The organism is Curvibacter delicatus NBRC 14919 (assembly GCF_001592265.1).
GTDB classification, from domain to species: domain Bacteria; phylum Pseudomonadota; class Gammaproteobacteria; order Burkholderiales; family Burkholderiaceae_C; genus Hylemonella; species Hylemonella delicata.
In genome coordinates, this window is sequence record NZ_BCWP01000020.1 from 1 (window position 1) to 26,844 (window position 26,844).

At 62.5% G+C, this 26,844-nt stretch carries 24 protein-coding genes and 1 pseudogene; 9 read left to right on the forward strand and 16 right to left on the reverse strand.

Annotated features, from left to right (window positions below; all coding sequences use genetic code 11):
* The 5 genes and pseudogenes from CDE01S_RS10735 to fliE form a co-directional block, all read left to right on the forward strand.
* The coding region (locus CDE01S_RS10735) for a copper resistance protein B (RefSeq protein ID WP_169802253.1) at positions 1–565 on the forward strand (565 nt) is incomplete at its 5' end.
* Between the two features lie 62 nt (positions 566–627).
* Positions 628–1,137: a cupredoxin domain-containing protein gene (locus tag CDE01S_RS10740; protein WP_066706947.1), complete on the forward strand. Its 510-nt coding sequence runs from the start codon at positions 628–630 to the stop codon at positions 1,135–1,137.
* Between the two features lie 232 nt (positions 1,138–1,369).
* Entirely contained in the window at positions 1,370–1,717 is a 348-nt protein-coding gene (locus tag CDE01S_RS10745; protein WP_066706949.1) for a copper-binding protein, read from the forward strand.
* 186 nt (positions 1,718–1,903) lie between these two features.
* Positions 1,904–3,112 (forward strand): annotated as a pseudogene (locus CDE01S_RS10750) (IS256 family transposase).
* A 223-nt stretch (positions 3,113–3,335) separates the two neighbouring features.
* Positions 3,336–3,644, forward strand: coding sequence for a flagellar hook-basal body complex protein FliE (gene fliE, locus CDE01S_RS10755; protein WP_066706959.1), 309 nt, complete (start codon positions 3,336–3,338; stop codon positions 3,642–3,644).
* A 143-nt stretch (positions 3,645–3,787) separates the two neighbouring features.
* On the opposite strand, the gene CDE01S_RS18850 is transcribed toward fliE, so the two are convergent.
* The 3 genes from CDE01S_RS18850 to CDE01S_RS10760 form a co-directional block, all read right to left on the reverse strand.
* The gene (locus tag CDE01S_RS18850; RefSeq protein WP_157077106.1) at positions 3,788–4,279 is read right to left on the reverse strand and encodes a type II restriction enzyme NmeDI-related protein; all 492 of its coding nucleotides are present in this window, start codon (positions 4,277–4,279) and stop codon (positions 3,788–3,790) included.
* 185 nt (positions 4,280–4,464) lie between these two features.
* Entirely contained in the window at positions 4,465–4,590 is a 126-nt protein-coding gene (locus tag CDE01S_RS19170) for a hypothetical protein (RefSeq protein ID WP_281179354.1), read from the reverse strand.
* 269 nt (positions 4,591–4,859) lie between these two features.
* Complete coding sequence (locus CDE01S_RS10760; protein ID WP_066706962.1) at positions 4,860–7,073, reverse strand: heavy metal translocating P-type ATPase; 2,214 nt, start codon at positions 7,071–7,073, stop codon at positions 4,860–4,862.
* Between the two features lie 93 nt (positions 7,074–7,166).
* On the opposite strand from CDE01S_RS10760, the gene CDE01S_RS10765 reads away from it, so the two are divergent.
* From CDE01S_RS10765 to CDE01S_RS10780, 4 genes are read left to right on the forward strand one after another with little or no spacing between them, the layout of a single operon-like run.
* Positions 7,167–7,508 carry a YnfA family protein gene (locus CDE01S_RS10765; RefSeq protein WP_066706965.1) on the forward strand — a complete coding sequence of 114 codons (342 nt, stop codon included), beginning with the start codon at positions 7,167–7,169 and terminating at the stop codon, positions 7,506–7,508.
* Positions 7,509–7,524: 16 nt separating this feature from the next.
* A complete protein-coding gene (gene cadR / locus CDE01S_RS10770; protein WP_066706967.1) occupies positions 7,525–7,971 on the forward strand; it encodes a Cd(II)/Pb(II)-responsive transcriptional regulator in 447 nt (148 codons plus the stop codon).
* Positions 7,972–8,026: 55 nt separating this feature from the next.
* The gene (locus CDE01S_RS10775) at positions 8,027–9,313 is read left to right on the forward strand and encodes a site-specific integrase (protein WP_084382838.1); all 1,287 of its coding nucleotides are present in this window, start codon (positions 8,027–8,029) and stop codon (positions 9,311–9,313) included.
* A gap of 47 nt (positions 9,314–9,360) precedes the next feature.
* Positions 9,361–12,363 (forward strand): Tn3 family transposase, encoded by a 3,003-nt coding sequence (locus tag CDE01S_RS10780; RefSeq protein ID WP_066706969.1) that lies wholly within the window; start codon positions 9,361–9,363, stop codon positions 12,361–12,363.
* Between the two features lie 92 nt (positions 12,364–12,455).
* Here CDE01S_RS10780 and CDE01S_RS10785 read toward each other — a convergent pair whose 3' ends face one another.
* From CDE01S_RS10785 to CDE01S_RS10845, 13 genes are all read right to left on the reverse strand, one after another.
* Entirely contained in the window at positions 12,456–13,583 is a 1,128-nt protein-coding gene (locus tag CDE01S_RS10785; RefSeq protein ID WP_066706971.1) for a patatin-like phospholipase family protein, read from the reverse strand.
* Positions 13,584–13,627: 44 nt separating this feature from the next.
* Positions 13,628–14,434, reverse strand: coding sequence for an HDOD domain-containing protein (locus tag CDE01S_RS10790; protein ID WP_066706974.1), 807 nt, complete (start codon positions 14,432–14,434; stop codon positions 13,628–13,630).
* A 75-nt stretch (positions 14,435–14,509) separates the two neighbouring features.
* Positions 14,510–16,837 (reverse strand): Tex family protein, encoded by a 2,328-nt coding sequence (locus CDE01S_RS10795; RefSeq protein WP_066706977.1) that lies wholly within the window; start codon positions 16,835–16,837, stop codon positions 14,510–14,512.
* 125 nt (positions 16,838–16,962) lie between these two features.
* The gene (locus CDE01S_RS10800; RefSeq protein WP_066706979.1) at positions 16,963–17,817 is read right to left on the reverse strand and encodes a hypothetical protein; all 855 of its coding nucleotides are present in this window, start codon (positions 17,815–17,817) and stop codon (positions 16,963–16,965) included.
* Between the two features lie 126 nt (positions 17,818–17,943).
* Positions 17,944–18,849, reverse strand: coding sequence for an SDR family oxidoreductase (locus tag CDE01S_RS10805; protein WP_066706981.1), 906 nt, complete (start codon positions 18,847–18,849; stop codon positions 17,944–17,946).
* 18 nt (positions 18,850–18,867) lie between these two features.
* Entirely contained in the window at positions 18,868–20,592 is a 1,725-nt protein-coding gene (locus CDE01S_RS10810) for an acyl-CoA dehydrogenase family protein (protein WP_066706983.1), read from the reverse strand.
* Positions 20,593–20,689: 97 nt separating this feature from the next.
* Positions 20,690–21,703, reverse strand: a complete 1,014-nt coding sequence (locus tag CDE01S_RS10815) for an NADP-dependent oxidoreductase (protein WP_066706986.1) — start codon at positions 21,701–21,703, stop codon at positions 20,690–20,692.
* 18 nt (positions 21,704–21,721) lie between these two features.
* On the reverse strand, positions 21,722–22,156 hold the full coding sequence (locus tag CDE01S_RS10820) for a PaaI family thioesterase (protein ID WP_066707075.1): 435 nt from the start codon (positions 22,154–22,156) through the stop codon (positions 21,722–21,724).
* Between the two features lie 155 nt (positions 22,157–22,311).
* Entirely contained in the window at positions 22,312–23,103 is a 792-nt protein-coding gene (locus CDE01S_RS10825; RefSeq protein ID WP_066706989.1) for an SDR family oxidoreductase, read from the reverse strand.
* A gap of 57 nt (positions 23,104–23,160) precedes the next feature.
* Positions 23,161–23,370: a hypothetical protein gene (locus tag CDE01S_RS10830; protein ID WP_084382839.1), complete on the reverse strand. Its 210-nt coding sequence runs from the start codon at positions 23,368–23,370 to the stop codon at positions 23,161–23,163.
* Positions 23,370–25,193: an acyl-CoA dehydrogenase gene (locus tag CDE01S_RS10835; RefSeq protein WP_066706994.1), complete on the reverse strand. Its 1,824-nt coding sequence runs from the start codon at positions 25,191–25,193 to the stop codon at positions 23,370–23,372. The genes CDE01S_RS10830 and CDE01S_RS10835 overlap by 1 nt, the downstream gene beginning before the upstream one ends.
* 4 nt (positions 25,194–25,197) lie before the next feature.
* The gene (locus CDE01S_RS10840) at positions 25,198–25,659 is read right to left on the reverse strand and encodes a PaaI family thioesterase (protein ID WP_066706996.1); all 462 of its coding nucleotides are present in this window, start codon (positions 25,657–25,659) and stop codon (positions 25,198–25,200) included.
* 6 nt (positions 25,660–25,665) lie between these two features.
* Complete coding sequence (locus CDE01S_RS10845) at positions 25,666–26,841, reverse strand: acetyl-CoA C-acyltransferase (RefSeq protein ID WP_066706999.1); 1,176 nt, start codon at positions 26,839–26,841, stop codon at positions 25,666–25,668.
* Positions 26,842–26,844 lie beyond the last annotated feature (3 nt).

Consider the following 26,844-nt stretch of genomic DNA (forward strand, 5'->3'; position numbering starts at 1 on the left):
CTTCTCCTATGACGCCCAGGCTTGGTTCGGTCGTGACTATGACCGTCTGGTGATCAAGGCTGAGGGTGATCTGCTTGAAGGCAAGGTGCCGGAAGCCCGTACGGAAGTGTTGTGGGGGCATGCCTTCGCGCCGTTCTGGGACACCCAGTTGGGTCTGCGTAGCGACAGCGGCGGCGGGTCGGAGCGCCGTTGGCTGGCTGTAGGGGTGCAGGGACTGGCGCCTTACTGGTTCGGGGTCGACGCGGTGGCCTACATTGGCGAAGGCGGTCGGACGGCGCTGCGCCTGGGGGCCGAGTATGAAGTCCTGCTGACACAAAAGCTGATTCTCCAGCCACGCGTCGAATTCAACATCTATGGGCAACCGGATGAGGCGCGCGAGATCGGCAGCGGTTTGTCCAACGGCACGGCCGCGCTGCGCCTGCGCTACGAAATCAATCGTCAGCTTGCTCCTTACATTGGCGTTGAGTGGAAGGGCAAGTACGGCGCCACCGCCGATCTGGCGCGCACCGCCGGCGAGCGCACCGAAGAGTCGCGCTGGGTGGCCGGTGTGCGCTTCTGGTTCTGAACTTCATCCGCACGTTTCACGTTTTTCATCTTTTTCAACTTCATCAAAAAGGCAGTTTCAACATGCAAAAATCTCTTTCCATTCTTCTGCTCGGCGTGGCACCGGTTCTGGCGATCGCCGCGGGCGATCATGGTGGTCATGACATGGGCGCCATGAACGGCAACATGGCCGGCATGCATCAGGGCGAGCACAACTCGGCCGCCGGGCGGGCAGGCGACCCGGCCAAGGTCAGCCGCACCATCGAAGTGACCATGGACGACACCATGCGCTTCAGCCCGAACCAGGTTTCCGTCAAGGCAGGCGAGACGATCCGCTTCTTCGTCAAGAACGCCGGCAAGGTGCCGCACGAGATGGTGATTGGCACGACGAGTGAGCTCAAGGCGCATGCCGAGATGATGCGCCAGATGCCCGGCATGAAGCATGCCGAAGCCAATATGGTCAATCTGGCAGCGGGCAAGCGCGGCGGCATCGTCTGGCAGTTCGACAAGGCGGGCGAAGTCGATTTCGCATGTCTGATCCCCGGCCACATGGAAGCCGGCATGAAAGGCCAGATCAAAGTCGCGGATAACTAAACAGCCAGCAATGAAGATGGCCATGCACACACCCATTGAATTCAACCGCCGACGCTGATTGGCGGGGCGCTTGTGCTGCCACTGGCTGGGGCATGGGCAGCACAAGCGCCCCAGCGTCGAGGTCTGGAAAGACCCAGGCTGCGGCTGCTGCAAACAAAGCTGCCTACAGCGTGTTGCTGCTCAAAAAAGAGGGCAATTCCACGGTTTACCAAATGTATGAAGGAAACAAATCATGAAATCAATGAGGCAACTGCTCATCCTCGTATCGATCGCGTCGGCCGCGGCCTTCGGCAGTGCTTTCGCGCAGGCCACGATGGACCACAGCAAAATGGGCGGCATGCAGATGGTGGCCAGCAATGAAATGACCCAGGGAGAGGTCCGCAAGATCGACAAGGACGCCAAGAAGATCACGATCAGGCATGGCGAGATCAAGAACCTTGAGATGCCTCCCATGACCATGGTGTTTCAGGTCAGGGATCCGGCTTTGCTGGAGAAGGTCCAGACCGGCGACCAGGTTCAGTTCAAAGCCATGAAGGACAGTGGCTCACTGGTGGTGACCGATCTCCAGCCTGTCAAGTAATAAGTAATGCCGTGATTCCGGCAGGCCGGCAGGTTTCAATGGCCCAGGTGGCGGCGTTGAAGAAGGCAACTCGCGCGCCATGTGGATCAATTTGAGTTAAAGATTGACGAATATGGGGGCGTAAGAACTTTTGTGTAAACGGTCAATTGGCAGGAAACTGCTGCGCTCCCATGGAAATGCAAATCAATGACCGTCACGAACGAACTGATCGACAGCCTGCTGGCTGACTACAAAAAACCTGAAGACCTCATCGGTGAGAACGGCCTGCTCAAGCTGCTCACCAAAAAACTGGTGGAACGCGCCTTGCAAGCCGGGATGGCCGAGCACCTGGGCCACGCCAAGAATAACACGGGGGCCAACCCGGCAACACCCGCAACGGCAAGAGCAAGAAAACCCTCAAGGGCGACTTTGGTGAGCTGCCCATAGAAATCCCGCGGGATCGGCATGGCAGCTTCGAGCCGCAGATCATCCCCAAGCACCAAACCCGTTGGAGCGGCTTTGACGAGAAGATCCTGTCGCTCTACGCCCGCGGCATGACCGTGCGAGAAATCCAGAGCCACCTGGAAGAAATGTACGGTGCCGAGGTCTCGCCCACGCTGATCTCCTCGGTGACGGATGCCGTGATGGACGAAGCCAAGGCCTGGCAGGCGCGTCCGCTGGACGCGCTGTACCCCAGTCTACCTGGACTGCATCCATGTCAAAACCCGCGATGCCGAGGCTGTACGGGCCAAAGCCGTGTACCTGGCGCTGGGCATCAGCATGACTGGCGAGAAGGAAATTCTGGGCCTGTGGATCGCCCAGACCGAGGGTGCCAAGTTCTGGCTGCTGGTGGTCACCGAACTCAGGAACCGGGGCGTGCAAGACATCTTCATTGCCTGCGTGGATGGTCTCAAGGGCTTTCCTGATGCCATCGAGGCGGTGTACCCCAAGACGGCCGTGCAGCTGAGCCTGGTGCACATGGTGCGCCACAGCCTGAATTACGTGAGTTGGAAGCTGCGCAAGGCGGTGGCCGCTGACCTGAAGACCGTCTATGCCGCATCCACCGTGGATGAAGCATCCATCCGACTCAATGAATTCGAGGACAAGTGGGGTGCGGACTACCCGACCATCGTCAAATCCTGGCGCAGCAACTGGGCACGCATCACATCGTTCTTCGACTACCCGCCGGAGATACGGCGCATCATTTACACGACCAACGCGATTGAGTCAGTGAACATGAGCTTGCGAAAGATCACCAAGAACCGGGGTTCCTTCCCCAGTGACGACGCGCTGCTGAAGTTGTTCTATCTGGCCCTGGCCAACATCAGCAAGAAATGGACGATGCCGCTGCGGGACTGGAAGGCTGCATTGACCCGGTTTACCATCCAGTTCGAGGAGAGAATGCCCAAGCCTTAACACTCGCCCCGTTTACACAAAATTCGGGACACCCTCTTTGTTACCGCACGTCCGGTCGGCTGCGGCGACAAATTTGATAGCTCTGACCATCAGAAAAGCGTAGCAAATAGCGGAGACTTGTGGGGTTTAGATGCGAACCCGCCGTCTATGATGTCCTAATATCTCTCTGGTGATCAGTTATCGCTTTGAAGACTGTTGTAAGCCAAAGAAGGCGGGGAACTCCATGAATCTTGCACTAACTCCATTGAGCTCAATACAAGCCGTTGTCGGAATGAGCCAACCGCTCGTTAAGAGCCCGAGTGCTGTTGGCGCCGGATTTGCCGACGCAATATCCCAGGCATTGAAGGACACGAGTGCCCTCCAGAAAGAGTCTGGGCGCCTCACCAAGGAGTTCACCCTCGAAAACCCAACGGTAAGCCTGGAGCAGACTATGCTGACAGGGGTCAAATCGAATATTTCCTTCCAGGCGAATTTGCAAGTTCGAAACCGTTTAGTTCAGGCCTACACAGAAATTTCAAATATGCAAATTTGAGCGGTCAGCGTTGAAGATACTTGCTTCTGGAGGTAACTGGTGATCTTCGCTAGCCCTCTTTCTCCCATGAATATGAGAGACACGCGCGTCCCCAGAGCAACACCTGCGGCTCACACTTATCTGACTGCAGGGTAAGTCGGCGCTCAAACGGTGCTAGCCGTAGGCATGCCGAACTGCGCAATTTTTCGTAGAGCATGGTGATCACCACCGAATTTGCAGATCGCCTCACAATGTTCGCGCAAGTCATCAAACGGTAAATAGCCGAACTTGCCAGTGTGAGTCAACCCACTAAAAGAGGGGCGCGCAAGATGCGCCATGACCTCCTGCCCTCGCGATTTGGGTGCAGCGATATAACAATGACATGCGTCATGGTCCATCCCGGAAACCAAGTCTCTCATTCGCAATATGCCCGAGTAGATGGATGTGCTTTTTTCAACCTCGAATGCCGCTACGATCCGATTCGAAGTACGGCCCAACCAGAGCACGTCAATCAGTCCAACGGTATCTCGTACTGCGAGGCTACCGCTTAAGACAGGCATCTCCGGGATGGTCATTTTCGCAAATGAGTCGCCGCAGCACGAACGGTGTCGGTCATTTCTTGCAACGTGGACATCAAGTTCAAGCGTGCGCCCCATGCGAATCAGTATACGGTCACGCGCCAAGCGCGACTGCTTTAGTGACGACGAGGGAAGGAACGCGCTCCCCGCCGATCAGGCGAGGACACGCCACTGCGGGCGTTCTAAGCGTTCGAAAGGTGGCGACGTAAGACGCGCCCAATAGTCCGCTATGTCTAGGGACGAACTGGACATCGGCGGGAAAGTCACCTCTCCAGGCAGGGCTGATGAACACCCGGCATGGCAGGATACGCAATCAGGGTCGCCAGCACCAGTTTTGGCTGGATCGGGTGCTGCTTCTTTTCCATCAGCAGCCTTGTGCTGATGGTCATGATGGCCGAAGTGCCTGGCCGCCGCACCGGTTTCGTGCTGGCAATACACGCTTACTGCCGCCCAGCTGAGTTGCAGCGGGAGCAGGATCAGCAGAAGGATGGGGAGCCAGCGGCGCATGGTCGGCATTCTAGCGGGTCTGGCCCACACCTTGCACAGCCCCTGCACAGCCAGGAGAAAGCTTGGAGTGGCCGAGCTGAAGCAGGTCCGTGGCGCGGACGGAGCCGGAACCCGTCATCGAGGGTCTGCCGCGGTGTTCCATGATGTTCTTTCAGGGTTTGGTCTTCAACAGGCGCAGGCCGTTGAAGACCACGATCAAGCTCGCGCCCATGTCGGCGAACACGGCCATCCACATGGTGGCGCTGCCCAGGACGGACAGCACCAGGAAGACCGACTTGATACCCAGGGCCAGCACGATGTTCTGCCACAGCACCGCGCGCGTGCGCCGTGACAACCGGATGAGTTCCGGGATGCGCCGCAGGTCGTCATTCATGATGACCACGTCGGCCGCCTCCATGGCCGTGTCCGTGCCCGCTGCACCCATGGCGATGCCAATGTCGGAGCGTGCCAGGGCCGGGGCATCGTTGATGCCGTCGCCTGCCATCGCGGTGGGGCCGTATCGACCTTGCATGTCCTCGATGGCTATCAGCTTGTCTTCGGGCAGCAGGTTGCCGCGGGCATCGTCGATGCCGGCCTGCCGGGCGATGGTCTGCGCGGTGGCCGGGTTGTCGCCCGTCAGCATCACCGAGCGCACCCCCAGGGCATGAAGCGCGGCCAGGGCCTCGCGTGAACTCTCCTTGATGGTGTCGGCCACGGCAAAAATGGCCAGTACCTGGCTGTCCATGGCCAGCATCGTCACGGTGCGACCTTGGGTCTCGTGTTCCGCCAGCCGTGCTTCGATGGCCGGACTGCACAGGCCCTGCTCTTCGATCAGGCGATGGTTGCCCAGGATCAGCGTCTGCCCGTCGTTGCGGGCCTGGATGCCCCGGCCGGGCAAGGCCATGAACTGCTCCAGTTGTCCATTGCTTCGATCCAGACCTTGCGCGATGGCCTTGGACACGGGGTGATCCGAGTGGGCCGCCAGGTCACCCGCCCAGCGCAGCACCTGTGTTTCCTGGAGCAGCGAGGGCAGCACCTCGGTGGCCACCAGTTTGGGCTTGCCTTCGGTAATGGTGCCGGTCTTGTCCAGAGCGATAACCTTGATCTTGTGCGCGCCTTCCAGGTAGACCCCGCCCTTGATGAGGATGCCGCGTCGCGCTGCTGAGGCCAGGCCGCTGACCACCGTGACCGGCGTGGCGATGACCAGGGCACAGGGGCAGGCAATGACCAGCAGGACCAATGCCTTGTACAGGCCTTCGGTCCAGCTCAATCCCATCAGCCAAGGAGACAAGATGGCCACGGCCACGGCGAACGCGAACACCGCCGGCGTGTAGATGGCCGCGAGCTTGTCCACGAACTGCTGAGTTGGCGCGCGGCTACCCTGGGCCTGTTCCACGGCCTGGATGATGCGGGCCAGCGTGGTGTTGCTGGCGGCGGCGGTCACGCGCACTTCCAGCGCGCCAGTGCCGTTGATGGTGCCTGCGAAGACCAGGTCACCAACCGCCTTGTCGATGGGCATGCTTTCGCCTGTCACGGGCGCCTGGTTGACCGCGCTGTTGCCATCGACGACCATACCGTCAAGCGGAATGCGCGCGCCGGGCTTGACCCGCACTATGGCATTCAGCGCCACGTCGGCAGCAGCCACCAGTTGCCAGTCGCCGCCGGGCTGGCGAACCTCAGCCGTATCCGGCGTGAGATCCAGCAGGCTTTTGATGGCGTTGCGTGCCCGGTCCACGGCCTGCGCCTCGATAAGTTCCGCGATGGCGTAGAGCGCCATCACCATTGCCGCCTCCGGCCACTGGCCGATCAAGAAGGCGCCTGTAACGGCCACTGTCATCAGCGCGCTGATGTTCAGCCGCCCCTGCCGCAAGGCGGCAAATCCCTTGCGGTAGGTAGAGAAGCCGGCCAGCCAGATGGCCGCCGCCGCCAGGGCCATGCCGGCTCCTTTGTAGACAGCTGTCTCAGGCGCGAAGAAGTCCAGCAGCTCGGCCGCGATGGCGAGCAGCAGGGACGCACCCAAGCGCCACAAGCCTTCGGACATGGGCGCATGCGGGTCGGCCTGCTCCTCCACCGTCACGGGCTGGGGATCGAAGCCGGCTTGGCGTAAGGCCGCGAGGGCGCGCGGCATGGTCTCAGCCGGCGCATCGATGCGCAGGGTGCGTGCGGCGAGCTGGAAACCAAGACCGCGCACACCGGTGATGCCGGCCAGTGCGTGCCGGATTTCGCTTTCTTCGGACGCACAGTCCATGGTCGGGATGCGGAACACCGCACCATCTCCGCCAGGCTGCTCAACATTGGCCTTGGATGACGCGGGCGCCACACTGCAGGCGCTGCTACAAGCACATCCGGGGTTTTTGCCTTGTTCTGGGATTTTCTGAAATTGCATTTCCACTCCTTGTTGGGTTTGATTGGGAACCCTGTAGCGGCTTTAGAGTCAAGCCCGTAAGATGCAATAATCTTGGTCTGATTCTGCCTTGCCATGCTAGAAGCTTTTCGCGTCTCTTCTTTGTTCATCCTCACCGCTTTGGCGGAGATCGTGGGCTGTTACCTGCCCTGGCTGGTGCTGGTCCAGGGCCGCAGCCCTTGGCTGCTGCTGCCTGCGGCGCTGGCACTGGCGTTTTTTGCCTGGCTGCTCACTCTGCACCCGCAGGCTGCCGGCCGCACCTATGCGGCCTACTGTGGTGTCTATGTGATGATGGCCCTGCTTTGGCTCTGGCGTGTCGATGGCGTTACGCCCACGCGCTGGGATCTTGCAGGCGGCGCCATCTGCCTGCTGGGCATGGCCCTCATTGCTTTCCAACCCCGCACGGCCGGAGCCTGAGATCGGGAGTCGTTACATGAAGATCGGTGATCTGTCGAAATTGACGCAAACCCAGGTCGAGACCATTCGCTACTACGAGCGCGAAGGCCTGCTGCCCAAGCCGGCCCGGACCGAGGGAAATTATCGGATTTACGGGCACGGCCATGCCGAACGGCTGGCGTTCATACGGCACTGCCGCGGCTTGGACATGACACTCATCGAAATCCGGCAACTGCTGCATTTCAAGGACGCGCCGCAGGAGAACTGTGGCGAAGTCAACGCTCTGCTGGATGCCCACATCGGCCATGTAGTGGCTCGCATCCGTGAATTGCGCGCCCTAGAGAAGGAGCTGAAAGCCCTACGTGAGTGTTGCCGCGAAGCCCTGCAGGCAGCAAATTGCGGCATTCTCAGTGAGCTCTCCCGGCCCCTTGAGCGCAGGGCCGGATCCATTACCGGGCATGTGCACAGAACCCATAGCGGCTGAGCTAAGGAATCATCTCAGTGAATCGCGCCGCATACTACCTGCAACAATCAAAGCCATGAGCAACCTTGATCATTACTTGGTTGCTGCTGAGCGGGAAAATACCCGCCGTAGTTATGACTCGGCCATTCGGCACTTTGAGGTCGAATGGAAAGGGCTGCTGCCGGCGACAGCCCGCACCTTGGCTGAATACCTCTCCCACTTTGCCAGCACTTTGTCGATCAACACCCTGCGCCAGCGCCTCGCGGCGCTGTCGCGTTGGCACACCGACAACGGATTCCAAGACCCCACCAAATCGCCGCTAATCCGTCAGGTGCTCAAGGGGATTCGGACGTTGCACCCAACGACCGAGAAACGCGCACGCCCCCTGGAGGTGGAAGCCTTGCATCAGATGGACGAATGGCTAGTTTCCTCTATCGGCCATGCCGAATCCTCGGGCGACCGGTTGGCCTTGATGCAGCACACGCGCAATCGCAGTCTCGTACTCCTCGGATTTTGGCGCGGATTTCGTGCAGATGAATTGGCACGCCTGCGCGTGAAGGATGTGCAGATCACGCCCGGTGAAGGCATGACCTGCCACCTGTCGCGTAGCAAGGGGGACCGCCAGCTGGCTGGCCGAACCTATCCTTGTCCGGCCTTGTCGCGACTGTGCCCAGTCACAGCTTACGAAGCCTGGATCCGCCTGTCCGGGATTTCTGACGGGGCGGTCTACCGCAAGATTGACCGATGGGGAAAGCTGGCCGATGACGGCTTGCATCCCAACAGTCTGATCACGCTCCTGCGCAAAATCCTCCAGTCGGCGGGCATTGCCGCCGCGGATGAATACAGCAGCCACTCCCTGCGCCGAGGTTTTGCGGGATGGGCCCGTTCCAGCGGGTGGGATTTGAAGGATCTGATGGAGTATGTCGGCTGGAAAGACATCAAATCAGCCATGCGCTATCTGGAGGGGGATACCGCATCCCTGCAAGAGCGTTTCGAGCGTGGTTTGGAATCGCTGACGCCGGTAGACAGTTCCCTCACGTCGCCGCAATCCACCACCCAAGAAAATCCGGTATCCCGCGCCACAGTCCAGGTGACCATGGCCTTGGATCGCTTCACACCGCAGTCCCGCGGCTTGACTCGTGCACGTCGACTGATTGAAGAAATCTGCTTTGCCCGCTATGCCATGCAGAGCCTGGATGCGCGGGGAACCCGCTATGAACTGACGGTTCCCTGCCCGAGCCGGGAGGAATTGGACGAGTCCATTTATGCCATGCTGGACGAGATGTACCGGATCGCCAATGACAACCAATGCTCACTGGAAGTGTCCCTGCACGAACCGGCGACTGATACTTATTGGGATTGAAGCCGCGCTGCAAATAGGCATCCGATCCGGCCCAGTCCAGCCCGCCCATGACGACAATCACCGAGACAGCCTATCCATGCCTGAAATCCGACCCCACCGAAAGAGAGCTGACCGAGGTCTACACCCCCACTGCGCCTGAAAAATCGTTTGTAGCCAGCATTGCCAAGCGGTCAATACCGCAGGTCGCTGCTCTGATTTATCTCAAGGTCTTCCAGCGGGCAGGAACCTTCATTCGCCTGGATGAGGTGCCCCCCACAATCCGGGAGCACATCGTCAAGGCCTGTGGCGTGCTCAGGCCCCCCACTTGGACCGAACTGCGCCGATTCGACGCATCTGGCCCTCGAACGGCCATGATCAAAGCGCTCAGACGGTTTCTGAACGTTCGCCCCCTCGATGAGGCAGGCAAGGCATGGCTCGAACAGGTGGCGGATCAGGCCGCCGAAACCAAGAACGCAGTCGCCGACATCATCAATGTGATGCTGGAGGAACTGGTACATCACCGCTATGAACTGCCGGCGTTCTCCACCTTGGACCGCATGGCATTCCGGGCCCGGGAAGCCAGCAACAACCGCAATTTCTCGGCCATCGCCAGGCAGCTCACGCCCCAGGCTACAAGGTTGATTGACGGACTGCTCAAGACGGCCCGCGGCGAATCCGTCTCACCTTGGCAGTTGCTCAAACGTGAGCCCAAACGACCGACCAACAAGGAAACCCGCGAATACATCCAGCATATCCGGCGCCTGCAACACCTGGTGGACCAGTTGCCCAAGCCGGAGGTGCCCATCCCGAAGCTCCAACAGTTCAAGGATCTGGCTCGTGCGCTGGATGCCTCCGAGATGGCTGAGCTCAAGCCGATGAAGCGGCATGCTTTGGCCGTGATCTTCATCCGTGCGCAGCACGCCCAGGCATTGGACGATGCGGCGGATCTTTTCATCCGCCTGATGCAGAACCTGGAAAACAACGCGCGGCAAAAGCTCCTGCAGTACCAGCAGGAGCGGGTCCTGAAAACGGACATGCTGATCGGCCAGCTCAAGGAGATCCTGGGTGCCTATCAACTCCATGGGTCCGACACCCAGCGGGTAGAAGCTATTGGCTCCACGCTGGTGGCCGAGGTGGAAGATCTCCTGGACGAATGCGAGCAGCATCTGGCCTATGCCGGGCGCAACCATTTCCCGTTCATGGTCCAGCCCTACAAAATGGTCCGGGCGCAGCTGATCAACTGCATCGAGATCGCAGCCCCGCAGTCCAGCAGCGAGGATCAGGTCATCGTGAAGATGATCTCCGTCCTGTATGCCTTGCGCAGCAACCGGGCCGACATGGTGTCACTGGAGTCCCTGGGTCTCGACGAGGAGCGGGACTTCCGGTGGATGTCCGCCCAGTGGCGCAAGCTGGTGCTGGTCAAGCCAGCCGACGGCAAAGGCAAGGCCGCCTGGATACAGCGCCGGTATTTCGAACTCGCGGTCATGCATGCTGTCAAGGACGAGATCAAATCGGGCGATCTGTTCATCAAGTATGGCGAGCGCTACGACGACTACCGGGAGCAATTGGTCGATGACCAGACCTTTGCCGCGGAGGTGGACGACTACGGGGCCGTGACGGGAATCGAGACCGATCCTGCAACGTTCGTGGCCAAACTCAAGGCGGCCATGCTCCAGCGTGCGACCGAGGTGGACGCTGCTTTCCCGGAAAACGCCCATGCCGACATCGTTGACAGCCGACTCATTTTGAGAAAACCCCCGCGCTCGGAGGAGATCGAGGCCGTCAGGGAGGTCGACGCCCTGATCACAGAGCGGATGGAGCCCGTCAGCATCGTGGACGTGATGATTGACACCGAACGCTGGCTGGATCTGCACAAGCTGTTCCGTCCCTTGGCTGGCACCGACAGCCGCCTGGAAGATCGGCGCATGCGTGTCATCACCACGCTGTTTTGCTACGGCTGCAATCTGGGCCCGGTGCAGACCGCAAAATCCATCAAAGGCCTGAGCCGCCGGCAGATCACCTGGCTGAACCTCAAATACGTCACCGATGATCTTCTGGACAAGGCCATCGTGAAGGTGATCAATGCCTACAACAAATTCGAATTACCGGGGTATTGGGGCACCGGCAAGCATGCATCGGCTGATGGCACCAAGTGGAACCTCTACGAGCAGAACATGCTGTCGGAATACCACATCCGCTACGGCGGGTACGGCGGCATCGGCTACTACCATGTGTCCGACAAGTTCATCGCCTTGTTCAGCCATTTCATTTCCTGCGGGACGTACGAGGGCATCTTTATCCTGGACGGGTTGATGAGCAATCAGTCCGACATCCGGCCGGACACGATTCATGGGGATACCCAGGCACAGAGCTACCCGGTGTTCGCTCTGGCGCATCTTCTGGGCATCCAGCTCATGCCCCGGATTCGTGGGATTTCTGATCTGAAGTTCTTTCGGCCGCAACGCGGGATCGTCTTCAACAACATCAATGATCTGTTCGGCGATGTGATCGACTGGAAGATGATCGAAACCCATCTGCCGGCCATGCTGCGTGTCGCCGTTTCCATCAAGACCGGCAAGATCACGCCATCGGCCATCTTGCGGCGTCTGGGCACCTACAGCCGAAAGAACAAGCTGTACTTCGCTTTCGTGGAATTGGGCAAAGTCATCCGGACCATGTTCCTGTTGAGCTATATCGGCGACGTCAACCTGCGCAAGGTCATTCATGCCGAGACCAACAAGAGCGAGCAGTTCAACAGCTTCGCCGGCTGGTCGTTTTTTGGTGGGGAAGGCATCATCGCGGAAAACATCCGCCATGAGCAGCGCAAGGTCGTCAAGTACAACCACCTGGTGGCCAACATGATCATCCTGCACAACGTGGCTGGAATGAGCAGGGTCCTGAAAGAGCTCCGGGAAGAGGGCACGGAAATCACGCCAGAAGTTTTGGCCGGGCTGGCTCCATTCAGGACAGCCCATATCAACCGGTATGGGGATTACACGCTGGATTTCCGCCGAAAGAGCGAGCCACTCGACTTCAGGATGTCGATAATCTCTGACAAATCAATAACTTAGGTTGTTTTTAGCGGGGATTTACATGAATCCCGGCCGAGCCTCTGATTGTGTCACCGCAGGCGCGAACGCGGCCTGAAGCTCCCGCCCGCTTGTCAAAGCGGCTTGACCTGCCCCAGGTCCGGCTTGTCCAGCCAGGCCTGGAATTCGTCGGCCAGTTGCCGGCTCATCTGCACCGCGGTGCCCCAGGCCTTGACGCGGCCGGCCAGGTCGTTGCCGTAGTGTGTGAAGTCATTGCGGTCGGGCAGCTTGCCGTTGGGCAGGGTCTTGATCCATTCCGGGTCGGGCGCCAGCAGCACCATGGTGTCCAGGTGATGCGTGGCACGGTGGCGCCACTTCAGCCCTTTGTCGAGCCAGCCCGGCACCACGGCTTGCTGGAAATGCGGGTAAAGCACCAGGCCTTTTGAGCCTCCAGCCCTTTCCTCGTCTGCGCCAGCCGCTTCCAAATTGATAGCATGATGCGCTGCCGTGTAATTGAGGTGCAGGTGGTAATCGGTGATGCCGCCATCCCAGTAAGCCCCGGCTGGTGCGCCGTTGATGTGCTGCACGGCACGCAGCACAAAGGGAATGGAACAGCTGGCCTGCAGGGCCGACATGAAGTTGGCTTCGCTCAAGGCGACCCGACGCGTGCGGTAGTCGTCGGTGGCAAATGGCAACTCGGCCCCCGGCGAGGAGAACACCACGCGCTCCAGCCAGGCCCCCATGGCCTTGCGGTGCACCGTGTTGGCAAGAAAGGCGCCGAGGTAACCCAGCGGTGTGCGCAGGGCATGTTCCCGCCCCAGCAGATGACGCCCCCGCGAGGTGAGGATGTGCAGGTGGTAGCGCGGGTGGTTCAGTACCTCCTGGACACGCCCGCCATAAAACGCCTGCAGGTTCTGCCCAAAACGTTCGCTGATGAGCTCGGCCGGTGGGCGCTTCTGCCCCGGCTGCAATTCGTAGTGCTGACGGATGTAGTCGTGCTCCAGCCGCTCGAAAGCCGCCACCGGCTTGTCCAGACAGGCCGTGGCCATGCGCCAGGCGCCGATTGAGGCGCCCACCAGATCCACGGTGTGTGTCGTCGAGGCCAGCCAGTCGCCAAAGATGAAACGGTCGAGCGCACCCAGAATCAACCCCTTGGGTCCGCCAGCTGCTGCCGGAATGGTGACCACATCACGGGCCTGCAGGCCGCCTTGTTCCAGATGGCGCCGCGCCTGCGGGCCGGCATAGATGCGTAGCGCTTTCATGTGATCGATCAAAAAGGCGGTTGTCTGTCAGGCGCGCGTTGAACTCAGGAATAGGCCGACCAGTCGAACGGGTCCTGCTGCAGCACCATGTCGATGTCCAGCCCCAGCACATCCCCCACTTCACCGGGAAAGGTAACGGCCATGGCCCGTTCGCTGAGGTTGGCCTCGCGCGCGCGGGCGCGCCAGGTGGCCAGGTGGATGATGCCGGCCAGCGGCTCGTAGACATGGTTCTCGAACGGTGCGTACTGGTGTTCCAGCGCATCGACGATTGCTTGCGGGAACTGCCGGCGCCGGGCATAGGCGGCCCCGACCTGGGCATAGCTGTAGCCGAACTGCTTGAACTCGGCCCGGGCACGTTTGATGTCCAGTGGCGGCACTTCCTTGTCCAACGCCGCAATGTCGACCGCCATGCCGACATGCATCACCAGCTCGCCCACGGCGTGAATCAGGCCGCAGGTAAAGGCCGCACCCTGGTTCTGCCGCACCACGCCGGCCAGGGAGCGCGAGAGCTTGGCCACATTCAGGCTGTAGGCCCAGAACTGCTGCAGGTTGATGCCCGGCACCGCCTTGAGCGACGCCGCGGTGGCGGCCTCCGCCGCCATGGCCCGGATATGGGACAAGCCCAGAATGGCCAGGGCTTCCGGCACGCTGTTGACCTTGCCCGGCAGTTTGAAAAACGGCGTATTGGCCGCCTGCAACAGGCGCGTGGTGAGCGCCGGGTCGGTGCTGATGAGTTGCGACACCTGGCGCAGGTCGGGCTCCTCGCGGTCCAGCTCTCCCAGCAGCAAGGCGATGACCTTCGGGATGCTGGGCAGGACGATGGGCTGCGCCAGCAAGGCGCTCAGCTCCATGACGACGGTCTCCGTTGATAGTTCCTGCCCATGGGCTGATTATGGCTTGCCCGACTGTCTGCGCCCTGACGGCCCTCAGCGCTTGAGCTTGGCGAAGGCCGAGGCCATGGCCGACTGCGGTGCCGGCTCGTTGTAGCGACGCGGCTGCTGGCCGCGCCCGGCGCCTTCGAAACGGTTCTCGCGCGGTCCATCACGCCGCGCCGGTGCCGCATCGAGCTTCATGGTCAGGCTGATGCGCTTGCGTGCCACATCCACTTCCAGCACCTTGACCTTGACGATGTCGCCGGTCTTCACCACCTCGCGCGCGTCGTTGACGAACTTGTTGCTCAGCTGGCTCACATGCACCAGGCCGTCCTGGTGCACGCCCAGGTCAACAAAGGCGCCGAACTGGGCCACGTTGCTGACCGTGCCTTCCAGCACCATGCCCTCCTGCAAATCCTTGATGTCGTCCACGCCGTCGTTGAAACGCGCGACCTTGAAGTCCGGGCGCGGGTCACGGCCGGGTTTTTCCAGCTCGCCCAGGATGTCCTTGACGGTGATGACGCCAAACTGTTCGTTGGCAAACAGCTCAGGCTTGAGCGTCTTGAGCATCTCGGCACGGCCCATCAGTTCAGCCACCGGCTTGCCGGTCCTGGCCAGGATCTGTTCCACCACCGGGTAGGTTTCCGGGTGCACGCCGGTCATGTCCAGCGGGTTGTCGCCGCCACGGATGCGCAGGAAACCAGCGCTTTGTTCAAAGGTCTTGGCGCCCAGGCCGGTGACCTTGAGCAGGTCCTGCCGGTTGTGGAAGGCGCCGTTGGCCTCGCGCCAGCGCACCACCGCCTTGGCCACACCCGCCGACAGGCCGGAGACACGCGACAGCAGCGGCACGCTGGCCGTGTTGAGGTCGACACCGACCGAGTTCACGCAGTCTTCCACCACCGCGTCCAGCGTGCGCGCCAGCTCGCTCTGGTTGACATCGTGCTGGTACTGGCCGACGCCGATCGACTTGGGGTCGATCTTCACCAGCTCGGCCAGCGGGTCCTGCAGACGGCGCGCAATGCTGGCCGCACCGCGAAGGCTCACGTCCACGTCGGGCATTTCCTGCGATGCGAATTCACTGGCGGAATAGACCGAGGCACCGGCCTCGCTGACCACCACCTTCTCGATCTGGCGCTCGGCCTTGGCCGCGAGCTTGATCAGGTCGGCCGCCAGCTTGTCGGTCTCGCGGCTGGCAGTGCCGTTGCCAATGGCGATCAGGTTCACGCCATGTTTCTCGACCAGGCGCGCCAGCGTGTGCAGCGAACCTTCCCAGTCACGCTTGGGTTCGTGCGGGTAGACGGTGGCGGTGTCGACCAGCTTGCCGGTGGCATCGACCACGGCCACCTTGACGCCAGTGCGGATGCCCGGGTCCAGGCCCATCACCACGCGCGGGCCGGCGGGCGCCGCCAGCAGCAGGTCGCGCAGATTGTCGGCAAAGACCTTGATGGCCACTTTCTCGGCGTCTTCACGCAGGCGGGCAAACAGGTCGCGTTCGGTGGACAGGCTGAGCTTGACGCGCCAAGTCCAGCCCACGCACTTGCGCAGCAGGTCGTCAGCGGGCCGGCCCTGGTGGCTCCAGCCCAGGTGCAGCGCGATCTTGCCCTCGGCCAGCGACGGTTTGCCCGGTTCGGGTTCCACGGGCAGCACCAGCTTGGCATCCAGAATGTCCTGCGCCCGGCCGCGGAACACAGCCAGGGCACGGTGCGAGGGCACGCGGCCGATCGGCTCGTCGTAGTCGAAATAGTCGCGGAACTTGGCCACGTCCGCGTTGTTCTCATCCTTGCCGTCCATCAGACGGCTCTTGAACAGCCCTTCGCTCCACAGCCATTCGCGAAGGCTCTGCACCAGCGCGGCATCTTCGGCCCAGCGCTCGGACAGGATGTCGCGCACGCCGTCGAGCACGGCGGCCACGGTGGTGAAATCATCGCCGGCTTCGGTTTTTTGCGGCAGCACAAAGGCTTGCGCCTCGGCCGCCGGGTCCAGCACCGGATTGGCAAACAGCTTGTCCGCCAAGGGCTCGATGCCGGCTTCGCGCGCGATCTGCCCTTTGGTACGGCGCTTCGGCTTGTAGGGCAGGTAAAGGTCTTCCAGTTCCTGCTTGGTGGTGGCCGCATGCAGCGCGGCCTGCAATTCTGGGGTGAGTTTGCCCTGCTCTTCGATGCTCTTGATGATGGCTTCGCGCCGTTCGGTCAGTTCGCGCAGATAACCCAGGCGGTATTCGAGTTCACGCAACTGCGTGTCGTCCAGCCCCTCGGTGGCTTCCTTGCGGTAACGGGCGATAAAGGGGACGGTGGCACCTCCGTCGAGCAAGGCCACGGCGGCCGCGACCTGTCTGTCCAGTACCCGGAGTTCCTGCGCGATTTGCGCGATGATTTTCTGCATGACTCTACGAACCGCCGGTCAATGCCGGCCCTTCAAAACGAAACGAAGTTCGCGAGTGTGCCACAGAGCGGCGACCCGGTTTTCAGGGCCACCGACCCAGACAAAAAGGTAAAAATGGCAACCGGCTATTGCCGGGCACGCTCGTCATCCTGACGTCGTCCCGCCTGCCGCCTGTCCACACCGCTCCAGTGGCGCCGCCGGTCAGCTCCGGGCGCATCACTGCGGCGGTCGCCTGGCACGGCATGGAGTTGCAGCTCCAGAATCACATCCTGCTGCTGGCTCGTTTGTCCGCGGCGTTTCGGGACAAATCGAAACGGGGCAAAACCATCCGCACCGTCCGTGGGCGTGTCGCTTGCCCGGGTGCGGCGGCTTTCGCCCAGGGGCGATGGCCCATGGGCGGCCACGGCCGCAATCCAGGCCTGATCTGCGCGCTGGATGATGTGTGCCAAGGCCGGCTCGCCCTGCGCCAGCAAGAAATGGTGGTAACCCGTGATGTCGTCTTCCCGGCTCAGGCCTGCTTGGGTGGCCTCTCGCGGGTACATGCGTTCACTCCAGGCTCTGAAATTCATGCCTGCCAGCGCCAGACGCGAACGGCTGTCGCTGTGAAGCAGCGGCTTGCAGATGTTCTGGATGAAGGCCTGGTAGGCGTGGTCAAAACTGCGTCTCACAAGCTCGAGCGCCTGGGCTGGGTCTCCCATGTCGGCGGCCAGCTGGCGACGGGCCGACAGCATCAGGGCGCACATGCCCAAGACCGTGGACGACGCTGTGTCCGGCCAGGCCGGGTGATGCGCCTCGAACAGCGCCTGTGCGGCCTGACAGACCTCAGACAGCCGTCGATGCACCGCTGGAACGTTCTCCTTCGCCAGCTCGCTGCCCAGATGGCGCACAAAACTGGCCGCCCAGGCGTTCGCCGTTGAACTCCGGAACGACACCTTGGCCGCGGCAAGCGCTGGCCACTCCTCCAGGGCAGACGTGCTCATGTGCAATCCTCTCTGTGGCTGTGTTCCCCCGAACGGTTGTCACAGTTTTTTACACATTTCAAATCACGTCGTGGCGACTGTCAAGATGCGCCGCCCCACGCCCCGGGCCAAGGAAGCCGCGCGCCGTCAGACGGACCGCAAGGCGCGGCGCAGATCGACGCCCAGCTCCGGCTTGTGCGCAAAGGGGTCGGTCGGGTTGCGCGCCTGCATGATGTCTTCCAGCCGCGTCTGTACCGAGCCAAGGGCCTTGGGGTGGCTGTAGATGTAGAACTGGTTGGCGGCGATGGCATCGAATACCTTCTGCGCCACCTCGGCTGCCGTCACCTTGCCGGAGTTCACGGCCTTGTCACTCATGGCCTGGCCGATCAGCTGGCTGCGCGTCGGCTTGGCGGCGGGCAATTCGCCCGGGCGGTTGCGCTCGCTCTGGTTGATGCCGGTGGGCACAAAGTACGGGCACAGCACGGAGGCGCTGACCTGCTCCGTCACCAGGGCCAGGTCCTGGTACAGGGTTTCGCTCAAACTTACCACCGCGTGTTTGCTCGTGTTGTAGATGCCCATATTGGGCGCATTGAGCAGACCGGCCATGCTGGCGGTGTTGACGATATGCCCCCGGTAAGCCGGGTCCTTCTTCGCCGCGTCGAGCATCATGGGCGTGAACAGGCGCACACCGTGGATCACGCCCCAAAGGTTGACGCCCAGTACCCAATGCCAGTCCTGTACCGTGTTTTCCCACACCAGGCCTCCGGCGCCAACGCCGGCATTGTTGAAGACGAAATGGGGTGCCCCAAAGCGCTCCTGCACCCGGCGCGCCAGGTGCTCCATCTGCGCCGCATCCGACACGTCCACCTGCTGCGCCAGCACCTCGGCGCCGGCCGCCGTCAGCTCGGCCGCCGCCTTGTTCAGCGCATCCTGCTGCACATCCGCCAGCACCAGCTTCATGCCACGCTGCGCACCGATGCGGGCGCACTCCAGGCCAAAGCCTGAACCGGCGCCGGTCAGCACCGCCACCTTGTTCTTGAAATCTGTGATCATTCCTGTCGTTCTCCGTTGTTATGCGGGCATTGCCCGCTGCAAGATCGCATCAAAAACCGTTCCCGCCCCCAGGCTGCCAAAGGTATGGCCCCAGTTGCCGGCCAGGCGCGAATCGCAGAAGGCAGCAAACACCTCGGCCGGCGCGCTTTGTGCCAGCAGTGCCGCCTGTACCGCCAGCGCCACGTCCTGTGCCAGCCGGCGTGCCTCCATCTCACTGGCCATGGCTTCGACCCGGTGCGGCAGGCTGTGTGCCAGCCGGTCCAGCGCCGGGTGCATGCCGCGCGCCGGGGCTAGTTCCTGTTCCAGCGCGCTGGCGACATCACCCTTGCGCAAGGCGCGCAGCAGGTCCAGCGCCATGATGTTGCCGGCACCTTCCCAGATCGAATTGACCGGCATTTCGCGGTAGATGCGCGCCATGACGCCCTCACCACCCTCTTCCACATAACCACTGCCGCCCAGGCACTCCATTGCTTCCTGCGCAAAGTAGCTGCCGCGTTTGCAGATCCAGAACTTGGCAATCGGCGTCAGCAGGCGTGCCATGAGCTGCTCATGCGCTTCGCCTTGATGGTCAAATGCGCCTGCAAGCCTCATGGATAATGCGCAAGCCGCTTCACTTTCGATAGCAAGATCAGCCAGCACATTGCGCATCAGATCGTGTTCGACCAGGCGCTTGCCGAAGGCCTGGCGCTGGCGCGTGTGGTGCAGCGCCAAGGCCAGTGCCTGGCGCATCAGCCCGCTGGTGCCCAGGGCGCAGTCAAGCCGGGTCATGGTGCCCATCTCCAGGATCTGCGGCACGCCACGCCCTTCCTCGCCCACCAGCCAGGCGCTGGCCTGCACGAACTCGACTTCGGAGCTCGCATTGGCCTTGTTGCCCAGCTTGTCCTTCAGGCGCTGGATATACAGGGCGTTGAGCGAGCCGTCCGGCAGCACACGCGGCAGGAAGAAGCAGCTCAGGCCGGCCGGTGCCTGTGCCAGCACCAGGAAGGCGTCGCACATTGGCGCCGAGAAAAACCATTTGTGGCCTGTGAGCCGGTAACGCTGGCCCCAGGCATCGCTGCCGTCCAGCACGGCCTGCGTCGTGTTGGCCCGCACGTCCGAACCACCCTGCTTCTCGGTCATCCCCATGCCCATGGTCACACCGAGCTTCTGCGTATAGGGTTTGAGCACCGGGTCGTAGGCGCGACTGGTCAGGCGTGGCCCCCACTCGGCATAAATCGCCTCATTGCGGCGCAGCGCGGGCGTGGCCGCGTAGGTCATGGAGATCGGGCACAGGATGGACGGCTCCAGCTCGGTGAAGAGCATGAAACCCGCCGCGCGCAGCACATGTGGCGCCGGCGTGAGCGCCGACGGGCCGCCCCTAGGCGCGAAGGCCCCCTCGGGGGGCAGCGAGGACACGCCAGTGCCTAGCGTGGGGGCAACATTCCCGGCCCACGGTGTGCCGTGCAGGCCAGCATCCACCGCCGCAGTCATCAGTGCGTGGTAGCTCGGATGGAACTCGACCTGGTCGATGCGCCGGCCAGAGCGGTCATGGCTGCGCAGCTGCGGCGTGTGCACATTGGCCAGCCGCGCATGGGTCTGCATCTCTGCCGTCCCGATCTCGGCGCCAAGCCTACGCAGCGGCGCCGTGTCCAGCTGCGGGGCGTTGAACTTCAACGCATCCTGCAACGGTGGGTTGGTCTCGAACAGGTTGTAGCCCACCAGCGATTCAGGCTGATTGAAGACCTCGTGCGTCATAACACTCATGCCGATCTCCTGTCCAGGGCCACCGCGGAACCGGCTATGCCGGGCCGCTGGTGGCGCCCCCTGGTGGGGGTGACGCCGCAGGCGGCGCCGGGGTGGTTCAAAGTTTGACCAGTTGCTTGCCGAAATTCTTGCCCTTGAGCAGGCCCAGGAACGCTTCCGGGGCCGCCTCGATGCCCTGGGCGACCGACTCGCGCGGCCGCAGTTTGCCAGTGCCGACCAGCGTGCCCAGCTCCTTGAGCGCCTCCGGCCAGACTTCCATGTGCTCGCTGACGATGAAGCCCTGGATCTTGAGCCGGTTGACCAGGATCAGCGCCGGGTTGGCCAGCGGCAGCGGCTGGCCGTCGTAGCCGGCGATCATGCCGCACACCGCAATGCGGCCGTGCGCGTTCATGCGCAGCAACACGGCGTCCAGTACCATGCCGCCGACGTTCTCGAAGTAACCGTCGATGCCGTTCGGGCAAGCCTGCTTGAGTGCTTTTGCCAACGAGTAGGCGTCCTTGTGCTCCTTGTAGTCGATGCAGGCATCGAAGCCGAGTTCATTGACCACATAGTCGCATTTGTCCTTGCCGCCGGCGATGCCGACCACGCGGCAGCCGCGCGCCTTGGCCAGTGCACCGTAGGCGCTGCCCACGGCACCGGCGGCGGCGCTCACCACCACGGTGTCGCCCGCCTTGGGGTCGATGATCTTCACCAGGCCGTACCAGGCCGTCACGCCCGGCATGCCAACGGCACCAAGGTAATGGCTCAACGGCACATGGGTGGTGTCGACCTTGCGCAAGGCGCCGGGTTGCGCGGCATCGACCACGCTGTACTCCTGCCAACCGCCCATGCCGACCACCTTATCACCGGCGCTGAACTTCGGATGGCGGCTTTCCACCACCTCACCCACGGTGCCGCCGATCATCACCTCGCCCAGCGGCTGCGGCTGCGCGTAGCTCTTGCTTTCGTTCATGCGGCCGCGCATGTAGGGGTCCAGGCTCAGGTAGTGGTGGCGCACCAGCACCTGGCCGTCCTGCAGCGCAGGCGTCTCGGTGCTGACGAGCTTGAAGTTGCTGACCGTGGCTTCGCCTTGCGGGCGGTTGTCGAGCAGGATCTGGCGATTGGTAGGCATGGTGTCTCTCTTGATGAATCAGTCGGTGGAAATGACGTTCAATGCGTTGCTGCCCTTGGGGCCGGTGGGCAGGCGCTTGACGTACTTGAAGGTGCCGGTGGCATGGGCGCAGACCTTGCCCTCGGCGTCATAAATCGTGGCCTCGGTAAAGGCCAGAGTGGCGGTACGGTGGATCAGCCGTCCTTTGCCGGTGAGCTTGCCACGCGCGGCCTGCATGAAGCTGGTCTTCATCTCGATGGTGACCACGCCCATGTCGGGTTGCACGCTGCGCGCTGCCGTGGCCATGGTGACGTCCATCAGCGTCATGCTGGCGCCGCCGTGCGTGACGGCAAAGGAATTCAGATGCTCGGGCTGGGGTTCGTAGTGCAGTTCGGACTGCCCATCCTCAAAGCGCTCCAGGGTAAAGCCCAGGTGTTCGACAAAAGGAATGCGGACGCCAAAAGGAATACTCATGTCAATCAATCTCGCTAGCAACCAGAGGAGTGCTTCGCATGTAATAACCAAATCGGGAAACGCCGCGGAACCGGCTTCGCCGGGCCGCTGGCGTTGCCCCCTTGAGGGGGGAGGCGGCCACACGCAGTGGGCCCGCAACGGGGGGGGAGCATGCTCTACCCGCCGGTCACGCAGCTGACACCGCCATCAACGGCGAGCCACTGGCCGGTGATGTGCTTGCCGGCATCCGAGGCAAACAGCACGCACAGGCCCTTCAGGTCCTCGTCATCGCCCAGGCGCTGCAGCGGCGCATGCTTCTTCAACTCCTCCTCGCCCCAGGCCTCCAGCGTGCCGGCCGTCATCTTGCTCGGGAAGAAGCCCGGGCAGATGGCATTGACGTTGATGCCGTACTTGCCCCACTCGGCCGCCAGCGCCCGCGTGAAGTTGATCACCGCCCCCTTGGAGGTGTTGTAGGCGATGGTGGTCATCTGCGGCGGGTTGCCGCCCAGGCCGGCAATCGAGGCCACGTTGATGATGCGCCCGGATTTGCGCGCAATCATGCTTTTCTTGCCGATGGCCTGGCTCAACAGGAAATAGCCACGGATGTTGAGGTTCATCACCTTGTCCCAGGCCTCGATCGGGTGGTCTTCCGCTGGCGCACCCCAGGCGGCACCGGCGTTGTTGACCAGAATGTCCACGTCGCCCAGACGCTGCAGTGTCTCGTCGGCCAGGCGCTGGATGTCGGCCTCCTTGGCACAGTCGGCTGCGACCCAGCGCGCATCGATGCCGGCAGCCTGCAGTTCGGCCACAGCCACCTCCAGTTCATCGGCCTTGCGGGCGCTGAGCATGATGCGGGCGCCGGCCTCGCCCAAGGCGTGGGCCATCTGCAGGCCCAGGCCGCGCGAGCCGCCGGTCACCAGGGCGGTCTTGCCCTTGAGGTCGAAAAGTTGCTGAATGGTTCTTGTCATTTGTCTTCCTTGGAGTGAAGTTGAATCCCTCTGTCTAGGCGAGGGTTGTGATCAGGGTCAGGCCTGCGTTGATTCCTTCAGCCGCGATCGCACATAGATCAGCAGCACACCAATGGCGACGAAGACGCCGCCCACGCTCTGGATGCCGGTAGCCTGCTCCGGTTCGGCCGCGGCCAGAAACATGCCGAGCACGATGGCCAGCAAGCCACCATAAATGCAGATCCACACCAGCCGCTGAACCCACATCAGGGTAGCTTTTGAAGCCATCAGAACGCCTCCTCCGGAAAATCGGCGCAGGTCATGTCGCGCGCCTGCACCACGTTAAGCCAAGCGTCGATTTTCGGCAATTCGTAACGGAAGAAAAAGCGGGTGGCCAGTAGGCGGCCCTGGTTGGCCGTGTCGGATGCCGTACCGAGTGCCGCCAGTGCCACATCGAGCCAGATCCAGGCCAGCACCGTGTGGCCGAAGGCCTGCATGTAAGGCACGGCATTGGCCAGCGCCTCACTCGGCTGGCCGGTGGACCAGGCCGCGCGCGTGGCCGCGCCCACCTGCTGTAGCGCCTGCTCCAGCTGATCGGCGAATTCCGTAAGTTCCGGATGCCGGCGGGCCCGGTCGATGGTGTTGCCGATGCGGTCGGCCAACAAAGCCAGACCGGCACCGTTTTCCATCAGCACCTTGCGCCCCAGCAGGTCCAGCGCCTGGATGCCGTGTGTGCCCTCATGGATCATGTTCAGCCGGTTGTCACGCCAGTACTGTTCCACCGGGAAGTCGCGCGTGTAGCCGTAGCCGCCATGGATCTGGATCGCCAGCGAATTGGCCTCCAGACACCACTCGCTGGGCCAGCTCTTGGCAATCGGCGTCAGCACCTCCAGCAGCAGGCGGGCTTCGTCAGCCGCCTGCGGGCTGCCGGTGTGCTGCTCGTCCACCAGGCGGGCGCAGTACAGCTGCAGCGCCAGCGAACCTTCGCACCAGGCTTTCTGCGCCAGCAGCATGCGCTTGACGTCGGCGTGCTCGATGATGCGGATCTGTGGCTTGGCCGAATCTTTGCCTGCTGGTCCGATGGGGCGGCCCTGCGGCCGGTTCTTTGCATAGTCAAGACTGGCCCGGTAGCCGGCCATGCCCAGCATGGTGGCCGCCATGCCGATGCCGATGCGCGCCTCGTTCATCATGTGGAACATGCAGCGCAAACCGTCACCCGGCCGTCCCACCAGGTAGCCGATCGCCCCCGCCCCACCCCGCACCGGGTACTTGCCTTCACCAAAGTTGAGCAAGGTGTTGGTGGTGCCGCGCCAGCCGCACTTGTGGTTCAGACCGGCCAGTGCCACGTCGTTGCGCTCACCGGTAAGGTGACCTTGCGTGTCGACCAGCTTCTTCGGCACGATGAACAGCGAAATGCCCCGCGTGCCCGGCACGGGCTTGCCGTCCGGGCCGGGGATCTTGGCCAGCACCAGGTGGATGATGTTCCCGGTCAGTTCATGTTCGCCGGCCGAGATCCACATCTTGTTGCCGGTCAGACGGTAACGCGGGCCGAGCGGATCACCCTCGAAGTCTGTACCGTCCGGCACGGCGCGGGTGGCGATGTCGCTCAGGGAGGAGCCGGCCTGCGGTTCGGAGAGGCACATGGTGCCGGAGAAACGGCCGGCAAATTCGTTGCGCGCAAACACCTCTTTCTGCAGCGGCGTGCCATGCGCCATCAGCAGGTTGGCGTTGCCGGAGGTCAGCATGCCGGAGCCGATGCTGATCGAGGCCATGGCAAAAAAGGAGTTGGCCGCAGACTCCACCGTGTACGGCAGCTGCATGCCGCCAATCTCATAGTCCTGCGCCGCGCTGAGCATGCCGGACGCGGCATAGGCCTTCTGAGCCTCGTAGGTGGCCTGCGGCAGGATGACTTGCTCACCGTCGAAACGCGGTTCCTCGATGTCCACCGTACGGTTGAACGGCGCGTATTTTTCGCGCGCGATACGCTCGCAGGTTTCCAGCACGGCATCAAAGGTCTCGCGCGAGTGATCGGCGAAACGGGTGCGCTGGTTCAGCGCTTCGGCATCGAGCCATTGGTAAAGCAGGAATTCGAGGGTCTGGCGATAGCTCATGTCGTTATACCGATGGGGCTTGCGGCAAGGCCGTGATGGTGCCTTGCGCCACGGCACAGAGTTTCTCTGCGCCATTCTTCAGCACGAAGACATCGCAGCGGCACACGGCCTGGCTCTTGCCGTGGTGCACCGCATGGGCGCGCGCGATCAGGCGCTCGCCCACGGCAGGCCGCACGTAATTGATCTTGAATTCGGAGGTCACCACCGGCACGCGCATGGCGGTACCGCCGGCATAGGTCAACGCGTTGTCGGCCGCGTAGCTGACCACCCCACCGTGCACGAAACCATGCTGCTGGCGAATGGCTTCGGTCACCGGTACGTGCAACTCGCACTGTCCAGGTGACAGGGCGTGCAGTTCGGCACCGATCAACCGGCTGAAAGGCTGCTGGGCCAGCACCTCACGCCCCATCGCCAGGAAGGTTTCGGGTGAAACCTCCGGCGACCAGGGCGCTTGCGAGGTGCTCATGGCTGATTACAGCACTTCGAACACGCCGGCGGCGCCCATGCCGCCACCGATGCACATGGTGACCACGACACGCTTGGCGCCGCGGCGCTTGCCTTCGATCAGGGCATGGCCGGTCAGGCGCTGGCCGCTGACGCCATAGGGGTGGCCCAGGGCAATGGCGCCGCCATTGACATTCAGGCGATCGGCCGGAATGCCCAGCTTGTCGCGGCAGTACAGCACCTGCACGGCAAAGGCCTCATTGAGTTCCCACAGGTCGATGTCGCCGACCTTCAGGCCCAGCTTGGACAGCACCTTCGGAATGGCGAACACCGGGCCGATGCCCATTTCGTCCGGCTCGCAACCCGCCACGGCAAAACCGAGGAAACGGCCCAGCGGCTTCAGGCCGCGCTTGGAAGCCAGTTCTTCGCTCATCACCACGCAGGCGCCGGCGCCGTCGGAGAACTGGCTGGCATTGCCGGCCGTGATCAGGCCGCCGGGCAAGGCCGAGCGCAGGCCGCTGATGTTCTCCTTGGTCGTGCCTTCGCGCGTGCCTTCGTCCTTGGACACCGTCACCTCCTTGGTGATCAGGCCCAGCGTCTTGTCGGCAATGCCGGCGGTGACGGTGATGGGGGCGATTTCGGCATCGAACAGGCCGGCGGCCTGCGCAGCGCAGGCCTTCTGCTGGCTGGCGGCACCGTATTCGTCCATGGCGTCACGGCCGATGTTGTAGCGCTTGGCCACCATCTCGGCCGTTTCCAGCATGGACCAGTAGATCTCGGGTTTGGTCTTGGCCAACGACAGGTCGCGCAGCATGTGCAGGTTCATCTCCTGCTGCACGCAGGAAATGCTCTCCACGCCACCGGCCACATAGACGTCACCTTCGCCGGCAATGATGCGCTGGGCGGCCAGCGCAATGGTCTGCAGGCCGGAAGAGCAGAAGCGGTTGACCGTCATGCCCGAGACGGTGACCGGGCAGCCGGCCTTGAGTGCGATCTGGCGTGCGATGTTGGCGCCAGTCGCGCCCTCGGGGTTGGCGCAGCCCATGATCACATCCTCGACCTCGGCAGCGTCGATGCCGGCTCTTTGAATCGCGTGCTGCACGGCATGGCCGCCCAGGGTGGCGCCATGGGTCATGTTGAAGGCGCCCTTCCAGCTCTTGGCCAGGGGGGTGCGTGCGGTGGAAACGATAACGGCGTTCGTCATGTC

What these genes read in the sequence shown, in the direction of transcription:
- CDE01S_RS10740 (WP_066706947.1), top strand. Translation starts at nt 628, where the DNA reads ATGCAAAAATCTCTTTCCATTCTTCTGCTCGGCGTGGCACCGGTTCTG.
- CDE01S_RS10745 (WP_066706949.1), top strand. Translation starts at nt 1,370, where the DNA reads ATGAAATCAATGAGGCAACTGCTCATCCTCGTATCGATCGCGTCGGCC.
- fliE (WP_066706959.1), top strand. Translation starts at nt 3,336, where the DNA reads ATGAATCTTGCACTAACTCCATTGAGCTCAATACAAGCCGTTGTCGGA.
- CDE01S_RS18850 (WP_157077106.1), bottom strand. Translation starts at nt 4,279, where the DNA reads ATGGGGCGCACGCTTGAACTTGATGTCCACGTTGCAAGAAATGACCGA.
- CDE01S_RS19170 (WP_281179354.1), bottom strand. Translation starts at nt 4,590, where the DNA reads ATGACCATCAGCACAAGGCTGCTGATGGAAAAGAAGCAGCACCCGATC.
- CDE01S_RS10760 (WP_066706962.1), bottom strand. Translation starts at nt 7,073, where the DNA reads ATGCAATTTCAGAAAATCCCAGAACAAGGCAAAAACCCCGGATGTGCT.
- CDE01S_RS10765 (WP_066706965.1), top strand. Translation starts at nt 7,167, where the DNA reads ATGCTAGAAGCTTTTCGCGTCTCTTCTTTGTTCATCCTCACCGCTTTG.
- cadR (WP_066706967.1), top strand. Translation starts at nt 7,525, where the DNA reads ATGAAGATCGGTGATCTGTCGAAATTGACGCAAACCCAGGTCGAGACC.
- CDE01S_RS10775 (WP_084382838.1), top strand. Translation starts at nt 8,027, where the DNA reads ATGAGCAACCTTGATCATTACTTGGTTGCTGCTGAGCGGGAAAATACC.
- CDE01S_RS10780 (WP_066706969.1), top strand. Translation starts at nt 9,361, where the DNA reads ATGACGACAATCACCGAGACAGCCTATCCATGCCTGAAATCCGACCCC.
- CDE01S_RS10785 (WP_066706971.1), bottom strand. Translation starts at nt 13,583, where the DNA reads ATGAAAGCGCTACGCATCTATGCCGGCCCGCAGGCGCGGCGCCATCTG.
- CDE01S_RS10790 (WP_066706974.1), bottom strand. Translation starts at nt 14,434, where the DNA reads ATGGAGCTGAGCGCCTTGCTGGCGCAGCCCATCGTCCTGCCCAGCATC.
- CDE01S_RS10795 (WP_066706977.1), bottom strand. Translation starts at nt 16,837, where the DNA reads ATGCAGAAAATCATCGCGCAAATCGCGCAGGAACTCCGGGTACTGGAC.
- CDE01S_RS10800 (WP_066706979.1), bottom strand. Translation starts at nt 17,817, where the DNA reads ATGAGCACGTCTGCCCTGGAGGAGTGGCCAGCGCTTGCCGCGGCCAAG.
- CDE01S_RS10805 (WP_066706981.1), bottom strand. Translation starts at nt 18,849, where the DNA reads ATGATCACAGATTTCAAGAACAAGGTGGCGGTGCTGACCGGCGCCGGT.
- CDE01S_RS10810 (WP_066706983.1), bottom strand. Translation starts at nt 20,592, where the DNA reads ATGAGTGTTATGACGCACGAGGTCTTCAATCAGCCTGAATCGCTGGTG.
- CDE01S_RS10815 (WP_066706986.1), bottom strand. Translation starts at nt 21,703, where the DNA reads ATGCCTACCAATCGCCAGATCCTGCTCGACAACCGCCCGCAAGGCGAA.
- CDE01S_RS10820 (WP_066707075.1), bottom strand. Translation starts at nt 22,156, where the DNA reads ATGAGTATTCCTTTTGGCGTCCGCATTCCTTTTGTCGAACACCTGGGC.
- CDE01S_RS10825 (WP_066706989.1), bottom strand. Translation starts at nt 23,103, where the DNA reads ATGACAAGAACCATTCAGCAACTTTTCGACCTCAAGGGCAAGACCGCC.
- CDE01S_RS10830 (WP_084382839.1), bottom strand. Translation starts at nt 23,370, where the DNA reads ATGGCTTCAAAAGCTACCCTGATGTGGGTTCAGCGGCTGGTGTGGATC.
- CDE01S_RS10835 (WP_066706994.1), bottom strand. Translation starts at nt 25,193, where the DNA reads ATGAGCTATCGCCAGACCCTCGAATTCCTGCTTTACCAATGGCTCGAT.
- CDE01S_RS10840 (WP_066706996.1), bottom strand. Translation starts at nt 25,659, where the DNA reads ATGAGCACCTCGCAAGCGCCCTGGTCGCCGGAGGTTTCACCCGAAACC.
- CDE01S_RS10845 (WP_066706999.1), bottom strand. Translation starts at nt 26,841, where the DNA reads ATGACGAACGCCGTTATCGTTTCCACCGCACGCACCCCCCTGGCCAAG.